The sequence below is a fragment of the Arthrobacter sp. NA-172 genome, assembly GCF_043952055.1.
Taxonomy (GTDB): domain Bacteria; phylum Actinomycetota; class Actinomycetes; order Actinomycetales; family Micrococcaceae; genus Arthrobacter.
Genome location: NZ_JBINOT010000002.1, coordinates 218,187 through 230,018 on the forward strand (window position 1 = coordinate 218,187; position 11,832 = coordinate 230,018).

Here is an 11,832-nt window from a genome sequence, read left to right on the forward strand (position 1 = left end):
GAACGAACAAGTGACCAGCATGACTGAAGAGACCCCGGCCGCCCTGATCCCAGAAGCCGCAGGGCGCCTCCATGACCCCTCCATCCGCGGGTTCGCCTCGGACAACTACTCGGGCGTCCATCCTGAGATCCTGGCCGCCCTCGCCGCAGCCAATGGCGGCCACCAAGTCTCCTACGGCGAGGACCAGTACACGGAACGGCTCCAGGAAGTCATGGAGCAACACTTCGGGGAAGGCATCGAGTGTTTCCCCGTCTTCAACGGCACCGGGGCGAATGTGCTGTCGCTGCAGTCGTTGCTGCCGCGCTGGGGTGCAGTCGTCTGCGCCTCGACAGCCCACATCAACATGGACGAAAACGGCGCCCCGGAGCGCATCGGCGGAATCAAGCTCCTGCATGTGCCCACCCCGGACGGCAAACTGACTCCCGAATTGATCGACCGTGAGGCCTGGGGCTGGGGCGACGAGCACCGTGCGCAGCCGCTGGCGGTCTCCATCACCCAGACCACCGAGCTCGGCACCTGCTACACGCCCGAAGAAGTCCGGGCGATCGCGGACCACGTCCACTCCAAGGGCATGAAACTGCACATGGATGGCGCCCGCCTCGCCAATGCTGCAGCACACCTCGGCGTGCCGTTGCGGGCATTCACCCGCGACGCCGGCGTGGACATTTTGTCCTTCGGCGGCACCAAGAACGGGCTGCTGTTCGGCGAGGTAGTGGTTGCGCTGAACCCGGAAGCTGCCAACGGACTGAAGTTCCTGCGAAAAATGAACATGCAGCTGGCTTCGAAGATGCGCTTTATTTCAGTCCAGTTCATCGCCCTTCTGGAATCCGGGTTGTGGCTTCGCTCGGCGGAACACGCAAACGCCATGGCCGCGAGGCTGCGTGCTGCCGTGGACTCGATCGACGGTGTGGAACCGACCCAGACCACCGAGTCCAACGGAGTCTTCGCAGTATTGCCCGCCGGCGTTGCTGACCGCCTCCGCGCCTCGTTCAAGTTCTACGACTGGAACGAAGCGAATCGCGAAGTGCGCTGGATGTGCTCCTTCGACACCACTGAGGACGACATCGATTCCTTCGTTGCCGCCATCAAGCGCGAGCTGGCCCCGGCATAGGCAGGTGGCATCAGCATAGGCATGTGGACGGGGCGGCGTGGCTTCAAGGTTTCGCCGCCCCGGACACATAATCTGCGAAGGTGAACGCACTCGCACAGGTTCCCGCGGATTTTTTGCATGCGTTGGGAACGCTACGAAAAGCACAGTGCCGGAATGAGCTCCGCCTCGCGGAGATTCCGGCGCCCTCCCGTTTGGCGCCCTATGCCGTGGCGCTGGGGGCCGAAGTCTTCAGGCAGTCCACACATCCCGGCCGGACCCCGGTTCATGGCCCGGCGGCCATGGCATTCTCCAACGAGAACGTGCCCGGCCCCGCAGATGCGGCCGACGACGAAGACGATGAGCTTGCGACCGGCAGGTTCATCCTCCTCCACGATCCCGACGGCTCGGCCGTATGGGACGGAGAGTTCCGGATCGTGACCTACATCAGGGCACAGCTCGAAGCCGACATGGGCAACGACGCCATGCTTGGTTCCGTGGCCTGGACATGGCTTGTCGATGCCCTTGAGAGCCATTCCGCCCAGTACCGCGCCGCGGGCGGAACCGCCACCCGGATCCTGTCCGAGAGCTTCGGGACGTTGGCCGAAAGACCGGAAACCATCGACATTGAGCTCCGAGCCTCATGGACACCGGCGTCTTCGGACGCACAGGCACACCTCGAGGCGTGGTCCGATATGGTCTGCACGTTCGCCGGACTCCCTCCCCTGCCTCCCGGCGTCACACCCTTGCGGAATCGGCGGCTTACATAACGCTCCGGGCACCCGTTGGAATCCACGGCCGGACCCGCCCCGAACAGAGTCGGTAAACTGAAGGCACCATGACCACTGAAAATCTGGAACCCACCACAGCCGGCGGCCCGGCTGCTGATCCCACACCACACATCACCGTAGACGGCTTTGAGGGCCAGATACCCGAAGTTATCGACCTGGACGCACCGCGCGAAGGCGTACCGCTTGTCATCGACACCATCTCCGGCCTCGAGCGGTGCGCAGCCGCCATCGCCGCAGGATCCGGCCCCGCCGGCGTCGATGCAGAGCGCGCCTCCGGCTTCCGCTACGGGCAGCGCGCCTTCCTGGTTCAGATCCGGCGAGATGGCGCGGGTACCTGGCTGATCGACCCGGAGCCCTTTGATGACTTGAAAATCATCAATGAGGCACTGAGCGGCGTGGAATGGATCCTGCACGCAGCATCGCAGGATCTGCCGTGCCTGGCCGAGCTTGGCATGTGGCCGGACAAACTCTTCGATACCGAGCTCGCCGCACGGCTTGCCGGGCTGCCGCGCGTCGGCCTTGCAGCCGTCATTGAGCAGCTCCTGGGCTTTGGCCTTGCCAAGGAACATTCGGCCGCCGACTGGTCCACCCGCCCTCTTCCCGAACCGTGGCTACGATACGCCGCCCTCGACGTCGAGGTCCTCGCGGAATTGCGCGAAGAGCTGATCGAATTGCTGGACGGGGACGGCAAACTCGACTTTGCCGAACAGGAATTCGCCGGGATCCTCGCAGCCGGGCTCCCGACTCCCCGGGTCGATCCCTGGCGGAAGACCTCCGGTCTGCACCAGATCCGTGACCGCCGCCAATTGGCCGCCGTGCGCGAACTGTGGCACGAGCGGGACCAGCTGGCCCGCAAACGGGATGTTGCCCCCAGCCGCCTGATTCCCGATTCGGCCTTGGTCGCGGCGGCAAAGGCCATGCCGGCCACTGTTCCGCAGCTCCTGGCCACCAAGGGCTTCCACGGCCGGGCAGCACAGCGCGAAGCACCACGCTGGCTGCGCTGCATCGCCGCTGCAAAGAACGTGGAAGACCTTCCCCCGCTACATTTGCCCACCAACGCTCCCCCGCCGCCGAGAGTTTGGTCGGACCGCGATCCCGACGCCGCCGCGCGCCTGGGAACTGCCCGGCCCCGGCTTCAGGCGGCCGCAGACGAGCTCAAGCTCCCCGTGGAGAACCTGCTCACCCCGGACTACATGCGACGGGTGCTGTGGCGGCCGCCGTCGGACATCACCATCGAGTCCATCGCCGACGAACTGCGCGGCCTCGGCGCCCGCGAATGGCAAATCGCCATCACTGCGCCGATCATCGCCGAGGCATCGCTGAACCCGCAACCGCTGCCGCCTAAGGAACCTAAGGAACCCAAGGAACCACGTAACCCGGCCCCGGCCCCTTCCTGACGACCGCTATGGCTTCTTGCGCGCTAAGTTACCGGCTAGTAACATAGCCGTGAATGACGCCGGTCTCACCCCCTGAGGGTTGTCCGGCATCCACGTCTCAACGAGGAGCCACACATGAGCCATACCGGGAACAGCACCAAGCTGCGGACTGTCCGCGACGTCGTCTTCGTCGACGGTGTCCGGACGCCATTCGGCAAAGCGGGTGAAAAAGGCATCTATGCGGGCACTCGTGCAGACGACCTCGTGGTCAAGTGCATCCGCGAACTCATGCGTCGCAATCCGTCCTTGCCTGCCCATCGGGTCGACGAAGTCGCCATCGCCGCCACGACGCAAACCGGAGACCAAGGCTTGACCATTGGGCGCACGGCCGCGCTGCTGGCGGGCCTCCCCCGAAGCGTGCCCGGCTTCGCGATCGACCGCATGTGTGCGGGGGCAATGACTGCAGTCACGACGACGGCGAGCGGCATCGGCTTCGGGGCCTACGACGTCGTGATTGCCGGCGGCGTGGAGCACATGGGCAACCATCCCATGGGGGCCGGCGCGGATCCCAACCCGAGGTTCATGTCCGAGCGGATCGTGGATCCGGCCGCACTGAACATGGGCAACACCGCCGAGAACCTGCATGATCGCTTCCCGGCCATCACCAAACAGCGCACGGACAACTATGCCGCCGCATCCCAGGCAAAACTCGCGGCCGCCTACGGTAAGGACCAAATCCAGCCCGACCTCGTACCCGTCGCCACGATGAAGCCCGGCCAAGGCTGGACAGTCAACACCGTGGACGAGCCGCCGCGGCCAGGAACTACCGTGGATGACCTCGCTGAGCTACGGACGCCGTTCCGCGCCCACGGCCGGGTCACCGCGGGCAACGCCGCGGGCTTGAACGACGGCGCGACGGCGGCACTCCTCGCCTCGGCAGAAGCCGCGGAGGAGCTCGGCCTCACGGTCAAGATGCGTTTGGTCTCCTATGCCTTCGCCGGCGTCGAACCCGAAGTCATGGGCATCGGACCTGTCCCGGCCACCGAGAAGGCGCTCAAGAACGCAGGCTTGGGCATCGAGGACATCGGCCTGTTCGAGATCAACGAGGCCTTCGCGGTTCAGGTCCTGAGCTTCCTGGACCACTTCGGCATCGCCGACGATGATCCCCGAGTCAACCGCTACGGTGGGGCAATCGCCGTCGGACACCCGCTGGCCTCCTCCGGGGTGCGCCTCATGAACCAGCTGGCGCGCCAGTTCGAAGAAGACCCGTCAGTCCGTTACGGCATCACCACGATGTGCATGGGACTGGGCATGGGTGCCACCGTCATCTGGGAGAATCCGCACCACGAGCACCACACCACGGCAGCAGAGACCACCACTGACACCGAAACCAAGGGAGCCGCAGCATGAGCGCCGCCGAATTCCAGAAACTGGCCGGACTGTTTCCAGACGAGACTGTGACGCACTCCTACGTCCAGAATATTGAGCTCCCCGGCAATGCCGGAACGTTCGCCCTGATCACCTTGGACAACGGCCTGGACCACACCAAGCCCACCACACTCGGACCCAACACCCTCGTGGAACTCGGCTCAGTGCTAGAAGGCCTCAAGGAGCGGGCTGCCCGCGGGCAGATCGCCGGTGTCGGCGTCACTGGCAAGCCCTACTTCCTCGTGGCCGGAGCAGATCTCTCCGCCGTCAAGCGGCTTGAAGAACGCGAGCATGGCCTGTGGATGGCGCAGCTGGGCCACGATGTCTACGCGACGCTGGCCGATCTCGGCGTACCCAGTTTCGCCTTCATCAATGGCGTTGCACTCGGTGGCGGACTCGAAATTGCCCTCCAGTCCACCTACCGTACGGTCTCAACGGGCGCGGGCGCCCTCGCTTTGCCAGAAGCGTTCATCGGGCTTGTCCCGGGCTGGGGCGGCGTGTACATCCTGCCGCGCCTCATCGGCCCGGAAAACGCCGTCAAGGTCATGATCGAGAACCCGCTGAGCAACAACCGCACCCTCAGCGGCCCTCAGGCGTTCCAGCTCGGTATTGCGGATGCCATCTTTGAGCCAGCGGACTTCGTGGAGCAATCCGTCGCCTGGGCGGCGAAGGTGATCGCGGGCGAGACCGTTCCGGAACGGAGCAACGCCGTGGATCCCGCCGATCCCGCGGTGGCAGAACGCTGGGCGGGCGCCGTGGCAGGGGGCCGGGCGTTCGTGGAAGCCAAGACCTCCAACGCTTCGCCGGCACCGGCGAAGGTATTGGATATCCTCGAGGCCAACCGGACCCTTGGCAAGGCGGAGTCAGCCGCGCTGGAATGCGAAACCCTCGCCGAGCTGATGCAGACTGACGAGTTCCGCTCCACCGTCTACGCCTTCCTGGACCTGGTGCAGAAACGGTCCAAGCGGCCAGCAGGAGCCCCGGACCGCAAACTCGCCCGTCCGGTGACCAAAATCGGCGTCGTGGGGGCCGGCCTGATGGCAAGCCAGCTCGCCCTCCTCTTCGCACGCCAACTGAAGGTGCCCGTTGTCATGACCGACATCGACCAGGAGCGCGTGGACAAGGGCGTCGGGTACGTCCACGCGGAGGTGGACAAACTGCTTGGCAAGAGCCGGATCAGCCCCGATGCCGCCAACCGGACGAAGGCCCTCGTCACCGGCTCCGTTTCCAAGGAGGCCTTTGCCGACGCCGACTTCGTCATTGAAGCCGTCTTCGAGGAACTCAACGTCAAGAAGCAGGTGTTCGCCGAGGTGGAGGCCATCGTCTCCCCCGAGTGCATCCTCGCCACGAACACCTCCTCTTTGTCCGTGACCGCGATGGCTGAAGATCTGCAGCACCCTGAGCGGTTGGTCGGTTTCCACTTCTTCAACCCGGTTGCCGTCATGCCCCTCCTGGAAATCGTGCGTGCCCCGAGGACCGACGACGCCGTGCTGGCCACCGCATTCGAGCTTGCCAAGGGCCTGAAAAAGACGTCGGTCTTGGTCAAGGACGCTGCTGCTTTCGTCGTCAACCGGATCTTGCTTCGGCTCATGGGCGAAGTCATCGCCGCGTTCGACGAAGGAACACCGGCCGAAGTCGCTGATTCCGCGCTGCGCCCGATGGGCCTGCCGATGAGTCCGTTCACCCTCAGCGCGATGGTGGGCCTGCCCGTGGCCCAGCACGTCCAGGAATCCCTGCATGCTGCATTCGGCGAGCGTTTTGCCGTATCCGAGAACCTGCGGAAGTTGATTGACAACGGCGTGAAGTCCCTGTGGGTTCCCGGGCCGGACGGAACGCCGGTCATCCCGGCCGAGACCCTCTCACTCATGTCCTTCGGCACCAACCCGTCCACGGCCGAAGAAGTCCTGCGCCGAACCCAGGACGCGTTGGCTGAGGAAATCGGGCTCATGCTGGCCGAAGGTGTGGTGGCTGGACCGGAAGACATCGATCTCTGCGTCATCCTCGGAGCGGGCTGGCCGATGTTCCTGGGTGGGATCACGCCCTATCTGGACCGCGTGGGAGCTTCCGAGCGGGTCAACGGCAAACGTTTCCTGGCACCTGGGATCGCTTCGCGGCCGGTTGCCGTCTAGACGGCCGGGTTCTCCAATCTCCGGGCCAGGCCGCCCAACGAGCGCACTAATTCGACGAAAGCCTCCTGTGGGTGGTTCTCCGAGACAATGCGGGCGTTGGGCGGCTCACCCCAGAGGCCCCGGAAGTCCGCCACGGTGGTTCCGATGAGTTTGGGCGCTGCGGTCTCCACGTGCACAGTTGCGGTGCGGGTCCTGTACCTGGCCGTTCCCGTGGCGACGGAGGCGGCAAAGTAATCGTGGATGTGGGCCACGTAGCCCTGCCCGTAGTGACGGTGGAACTCGAAGTAGAAGCGCAGCATGTCGCTCACGTGCCGCACGAGTTCATTCGACGCCGTGCTGCGCCGTCCTTCCGGCTGGTCCGGCAAAACAAGTTCGGGCTCGGTGCATCCCGCCTCTGCAGCGAAGGCGGCCACGTGCTCTGGCGTGAGCTCGATCCGTTCCGTGGTCTCCAAGGCACACGCCACCGGCAACCGGTCTTCCGGAAGGCCGGAGAAGGCCGTAAACACCTCCGCCGCCGCGTCCGGATCAACGTGCGTGTTCCACTCGGCCGTGGGCGTTGTGTTGCCCTGATAGTAGTAGCTGCCACCCATGATCACGACGCCGCGCAGCAGTTCCGGTAGCCGCGGCTCGGCGCGCAGGGCGAGCGAGAAATTGGTCAGGGGGGCGGTCAGCATGGCGGTCAACTCCCCCGGCCGTGACCGGACGGTTTCAACCCAGAGTTCGACGGCATCGACCTCGTCCACTTTCCCCCGCGGTTCCGGCAGCTCAGCGTAGCCGATGCCTTGCGGTCCGTGGGTTTCCGGCGTCGTGACCAGCGGGATCCGCAGCGGCGCCCGGGCACCGATGGCAACAGGCACGTCCGGGCGGCCACACAGCTCAAGCAGGGACAGGTTGTTGCGTGCCACCTGTTCCGCCGCAACATTGCCAGGGGTGCTGCTCACGGCCACCAGTTCGACCTGCGGTTGGCTGCACAAGTAGGCCAGCGCGAGCGCGTCGTCGATTCCCGTATCGCAATCAACCAGCAAGCTCACAGCTTCCCGGTTGCCGCTGACCGACACTTGCCCTTCGCTCACGGTGCTCTCCTAGAAGAGGGCAACCTTGGGCGTGCGCGGAAAGATGTCATCCATTTCGGCCCGTTCCTCCGCGGTGGGCACCCAGCGCACGGCTTCTGCGTTCTCGATGATTTGTGCGGGGCGGGTGGCTCCGGCAATGACGCTGCTGACTGCGGGCTGGGCAGCGAGCAGGAGAAGGCCAGTTGCAGTTCGCTCAAGCCGCGCTCCTTCGCGAACTGGCTGAACCGGCCCAGCTGGACCCAGTCGGCGTCGTCCACCATGTTGGTGCGTGTGTGGCTGAGGCGGGATCCCTCCGGGGCGTTACCGGGTGCGTACTTGCCCGTCAGGAGCCCGTTCGCCAGCGGGAAATACGGCAGGACACCGAGACCGAAAGCCTCGGCCGCCGGCAGCACTTCGAGCTCCGCGCGGCGGTCCAGCAGGTTGTAATGGTTTTGCGTCGAAATGAACCTGGCACCGCCCTGCATCCGGGCGACGTACTCAGCCTCGGCGATCTGCCAACCTGCACGGTTGGAGTGGCCGATGTACCGGACTTTGCCGCTGGTCACGAGGTCATCCAGGGCGGAGAGGGTCTCCTCCACGGGTGTGAGCGGGTCCGGGGTGTGGTACTGGTACAGATCGATCCACTCTGTCCCGAGGCGGCGCAGGGATGCCTCGACGGACTGGATGATGTAGCGCCGTGACCCCCGGGCGCCGAAGTCGTTGCCGTTGGCGCCGCGCATGTCCATGCCAAATTTCGTTGCGACGACGGCGTCGTCCCGGCGGCCCTTCAGCGCGATGCCCAGCATGGTCTCGCTGAGGCCGGGCTCCCGGCCGTAGACGTCCGCCACATCGAAAAGGGTTACGCCGGCATCCAAAGCGGCATGTACCACCGCATTGGTGCCCTCCTGCGATTCCGTCGCTGTATTGGGGCGGCCGAGATTGTTACACCCCAAACCGACTACCGAGACGGTCAAACCGGAATTTCCAAGACGGCGATATTCAGTCATAAATTCACCCTACAATGCCTGGGAGCGCCGAGGGACCGCTCAGGATCCGAACGCGATTCCTGCTTCTTCCATCGCGTCGCTCAACTGCGCCATGACTTTCGGACCCATGCCATGAAGTGCCGCGACCCGCCGTTCACCGAATTCGGCGAGTTGCTCCAAGGTTTCCAGCCCTTCGTGGGCAAGCGCCCTGCGTGCCGGGGCGGACAAGCCCTTCGGCAACGGGGTGTGACCTGGCCAGTTGCTCTTGGGCGCCATACTTGTCCCTTCCAAGCGGTGATGTGGTCCTTAGAGAGTAAAGCCCCCACCGGTTTTCGGCGAGTGCTTCACTTTGAACGCCGTGGGCTCAGCATGGGGTGCCGCCGCGATGCTCAGCTTCGTGAAGTCCAGGTCTTCGCCCCGGATACACACCTTGATGGCGTTGACGGCCTTGTTCACGTCCGGACACAGGCAGAAGATGTTGAGCCTCGAGTTGCCGATTTCTGAACGTTCCACGGTGCCGAGGCCCCGCCAGGCCAGTTCACTGGTCAGCGCGGCTTTGGCCTTCCGTTCGAGGTACCGGTCGCGCTCGGTGCCGTCCTTCGTCTTCAGCGCAATCTGCGCGACGACCCAGAACTGCTCGGTCTCGGGAATCTCGGAGTAGCCGTCTTCTTCGCACTGCGCGGCGAAAGCCGTCATGAGCCCTTCGACGGCGGCCTCGTCCTCGACGTCGGTTTCGTCAGTGCTGCTTTGGTGTCCTACGACGCCGTGATTGATGACGAACTGCTTGAATTCCTCGTCATACCAGGCCTCCCGGAAATGCAGCACTGCTTCGTCGTCGCGTTTGTAAGTGCGGATGATGCCGCTCATGCCCGTCCTTTACTAAACCACTCCGCGCAGGTGCCGCTGGGGCCCGTGCCGTCGAAGGGTGCCTGTTGATGAGAAACTGCCTGGAAGAGCCACGATGCTTCTGTGCTCACAGCTTCGGGAGACTGCCTGTGGTGGGGTGTTCCTGACCCGGCAGGGGCCGGGCGAAAGGCACCTTTGTCCCCAAAACCTGCGCGACGACGTCGTGCGCTATCTGTTGGGCGGTAAGCCCGACGCGCTCAAGCACCTGGTTTCTGGTTCCGTGGTCGAGGAACTCGACGGGAAGCCCCACTTCGTTGAGGGCAGTATCCACACCGGCAGCCCGCATCTCCTGGCGGATCCGGGATCCGACGCCACCGGCGCGGACGCCGTCTTCGATGCAGATAACCAGCCGATGCCTGGCGGCGAGGGCAATGATGGACTTGCGCACCGGCAGGACCCAGCGCGGATCCACCACTGTGGAGCTGATGCCTTGGGAACCCAGCCGGGACGCGACGTCGAGGGCAAGCTCGGACATGGCGCCGACGCTGACAATCAGGACGTCGTTTTCGGTGGAGCCTTGCGGCCGCCGCGCGAGGACGTCGACGCCGTCGGAAAGCCGTTCGATCGCTTCGATCTCACTTCCGACGCTCCCTTTGGAGAAACGCACCACGCTGGGCGCGTCGGAGATGGCGACAGCCTCGCGGAGCTCTTCGCGCAAGCGGCTGGCGTCACGCGGAGCCGCGAGATGAAGCCCCGGAACGATCTGCACCATGGCCATGTCCCACATGCCGTGGTGGCTGGGGCCGTCCGGGCCGGTCACGCCGGCACGGTCCAGGACAACCGTCACGCCGGCCTTGTGCAGGGCCACGTCCATGAGGAGCTGATCGAAGGCGCGGTTCAGGAAGGTGGCGTAGACGGCGACTACCGGATGCAATCCCCCGAACGCCATGCCGGCGGCAGAGGTGAGCGCGTGTTGCTCGGCAATGCCGACGTCGATCACCCTTTGCGGGTGCCGTTCCGCGAACTTATGCAGTCCTACCGGAATCAGCATGGCCCCGGTGATCCCCACGATGTCTTCGCGTTCGTCGGCAATATCCGCGATTTCCTCCGCGAAGACGGACGTCCATGAACGGGCTCCGCCAGCCTCGGTGGGTGCTCCGGTCTCTGGATCGATGATTCCGACGGCGTGGAATTGGTCTGCTTCATTGGCCAGGGCAGGCGCGTAGCCATGCCCCTTTTCGGTCATGGCATGGACGATCACCGGACCGCCATAGTTCCGCGCTGTAGTGAGCGCGTGTTCAAGGGCACGCATGTTGTGGCCGTCAACAGGGCCGATGTATTTCATGCCGAGGTCCTCGAACATGCCCTGCGGAGCCCACCAGTCCTTGATGCCCTTTTTCATGGCATGCAGGCTCTTATAGGTGAACTGCCCGATCGGGCCGCCGTTCTGCAGCCTCTTCTTCCACCAATCCAGCGCAACCTCGTAGGCGGGCGCCGCGCGGAAGGAATCGATCGTAGGGCGCAGTGACGCCAAATAGTCGGCCAGGCCGCCGACGGTGGGCGCGTAGGACCGTCCGTTGTCGTTCACCACAATCACCACGCGGCGGCGCTTGTCCGCGGCAATGTTATTGATCGCTTCCCAGGCCATGCCACCGGTCAGGGCACCGTCACCCACGACGGCGACGACGCAACGGTCGGCTTCGCCCGTCAGCTGCCGGGCCCTGGAGATACCGTCCGCCCAGGACAAGGAAGAGGAAGCATGGGAGCTTTCCACGATGTCGTGTTCGGACTCGCCCCGATCGGGGTATCCGGACATGCCGCCTTGCTGCCTCAGGGTGCTGAAGTCCTGACGCCCGGTCAGCAGCTTGTGGACGTAGGACTGATGGCCCGTGTCGAAAACGATGCTGTCCCGCGGTGAATCGAAGACCTTGTGGATGGCCATGGTGAGTTCAACCACGCCAAGGTTTGGTCCAAGGTGTCCACCCGTTTGAGAGACGTTGGTGATGAGGAAAGTCCTGATCTCGCCGGCAAGCTGCTCCAATTGCTGGTTGGTGAGCTTACTCAGGTCCTGCGGATTCCGGATTGTCTCCAAAAGTCCCAACAGCCCCTCCTTAGGGTGATTGACGTGCTATACAAC

The 11,832-nt window shown here is 64.5% G+C and carries 9 protein-coding genes and 1 pseudogene; 5 read left to right on the forward strand and 5 right to left on the reverse strand.

The window, feature by feature from the left end; translation table 11 throughout:
- Positions 1-19: 19 nt before the first annotated feature.
- The 5 genes from ACF0H6_RS13435 to ACF0H6_RS13455 all read left to right on the forward strand — a co-directional run bounded on the left by ACF0H6_RS13435 (position 20) and on the right by ACF0H6_RS13455 (position 6,811).
- Positions 20-1,111 (forward strand): threonine aldolase family protein, encoded by a 1,092-nt coding sequence (locus ACF0H6_RS13435; protein WP_395250176.1) that lies wholly within the window; start codon positions 20-22, stop codon positions 1,109-1,111.
- Between the two features lie 80 nt (positions 1,112-1,191).
- The gene (locus ACF0H6_RS13440; protein WP_395250130.1) at positions 1,192-1,857 is read left to right on the forward strand and encodes a DUF3000 domain-containing protein; all 666 of its coding nucleotides are present in this window, start codon (positions 1,192-1,194) and stop codon (positions 1,855-1,857) included.
- Between the two features lie 68 nt (positions 1,858-1,925).
- Positions 1,926-3,275: an HRDC domain-containing protein gene (locus ACF0H6_RS13445; RefSeq protein WP_395250131.1), complete on the forward strand. Its 1,350-nt coding sequence runs from the start codon at positions 1,926-1,928 to the stop codon at positions 3,273-3,275.
- Between the two features lie 114 nt (positions 3,276-3,389).
- Positions 3,390-4,664, forward strand: coding sequence for a thiolase family protein (locus ACF0H6_RS13450; RefSeq protein ID WP_395250132.1), 1,275 nt, complete (start codon positions 3,390-3,392; stop codon positions 4,662-4,664).
- Positions 4,661-6,811, forward strand: coding sequence for a 3-hydroxyacyl-CoA dehydrogenase NAD-binding domain-containing protein (locus ACF0H6_RS13455; protein ID WP_395250133.1), 2,151 nt, complete (start codon positions 4,661-4,663; stop codon positions 6,809-6,811). Before ACF0H6_RS13450 ends, ACF0H6_RS13455 begins: the two co-directional genes overlap by 4 nt.
- Here ACF0H6_RS13455 and ACF0H6_RS13460 read toward each other — a convergent pair.
- From ACF0H6_RS13460 to dxs, 5 genes and pseudogenes are all read right to left on the reverse strand, one after another.
- Positions 6,808-7,884 carry a nucleoside hydrolase gene (locus ACF0H6_RS13460; protein WP_395250134.1) on the reverse strand — a complete coding sequence of 359 codons (1,077 nt, stop codon included), beginning with the start codon at positions 7,882-7,884 and terminating at the stop codon, positions 6,808-6,810. The two genes, ACF0H6_RS13455 and ACF0H6_RS13460, sit on opposite strands and share 4 nt — an antisense overlap.
- Positions 7,885-7,893: 9 nt before the next feature.
- A pseudogene (locus ACF0H6_RS13465) lies at positions 7,894-8,870 on the reverse strand (aldo/keto reductase).
- Between the two features lie 39 nt (positions 8,871-8,909).
- A complete protein-coding gene (locus ACF0H6_RS13470) occupies positions 8,910-9,125 on the reverse strand; it encodes a hypothetical protein (RefSeq protein ID WP_395250135.1) in 216 nt (71 codons plus the stop codon).
- 30 nt (positions 9,126-9,155) lie between these two features.
- The gene (locus tag ACF0H6_RS13475) at positions 9,156-9,716 is read right to left on the reverse strand and encodes a hypothetical protein (protein ID WP_395250136.1); all 561 of its coding nucleotides are present in this window, start codon (positions 9,714-9,716) and stop codon (positions 9,156-9,158) included.
- 106 nt (positions 9,717-9,822) lie between these two features.
- Entirely contained in the window at positions 9,823-11,796 is a 1,974-nt protein-coding gene (dxs, locus tag ACF0H6_RS13480) for a 1-deoxy-D-xylulose-5-phosphate synthase (protein ID WP_395250137.1), read from the reverse strand.
- Positions 11,797-11,832 lie beyond the last annotated feature (36 nt).

What these genes read in the sequence shown, in the direction of transcription:
- ACF0H6_RS13455 (WP_395250133.1), top strand. Translation starts at nt 4,661, where the DNA reads ATGAGCGCCGCCGAATTCCAGAAACTGGCCGGACTGTTTCCAGACGAG.
- ACF0H6_RS13445 (WP_395250131.1), top strand. Translation starts at nt 1,926, where the DNA reads ATGACCACTGAAAATCTGGAACCCACCACAGCCGGCGGCCCGGCTGCT.
- ACF0H6_RS13475 (WP_395250136.1), bottom strand. Translation starts at nt 9,716, where the DNA reads ATGAGCGGCATCATCCGCACTTACAAACGCGACGACGAAGCAGTGCTG.
- ACF0H6_RS13450 (WP_395250132.1), top strand. Translation starts at nt 3,390, where the DNA reads ATGAGCCATACCGGGAACAGCACCAAGCTGCGGACTGTCCGCGACGTC.
- ACF0H6_RS13435 (WP_395250176.1), top strand. Translation starts at nt 20, where the DNA reads ATGACTGAAGAGACCCCGGCCGCCCTGATCCCAGAAGCCGCAGGGCGC.
- ACF0H6_RS13470 (WP_395250135.1), bottom strand. Translation starts at nt 9,125, where the DNA reads ATGGCGCCCAAGAGCAACTGGCCAGGTCACACCCCGTTGCCGAAGGGC.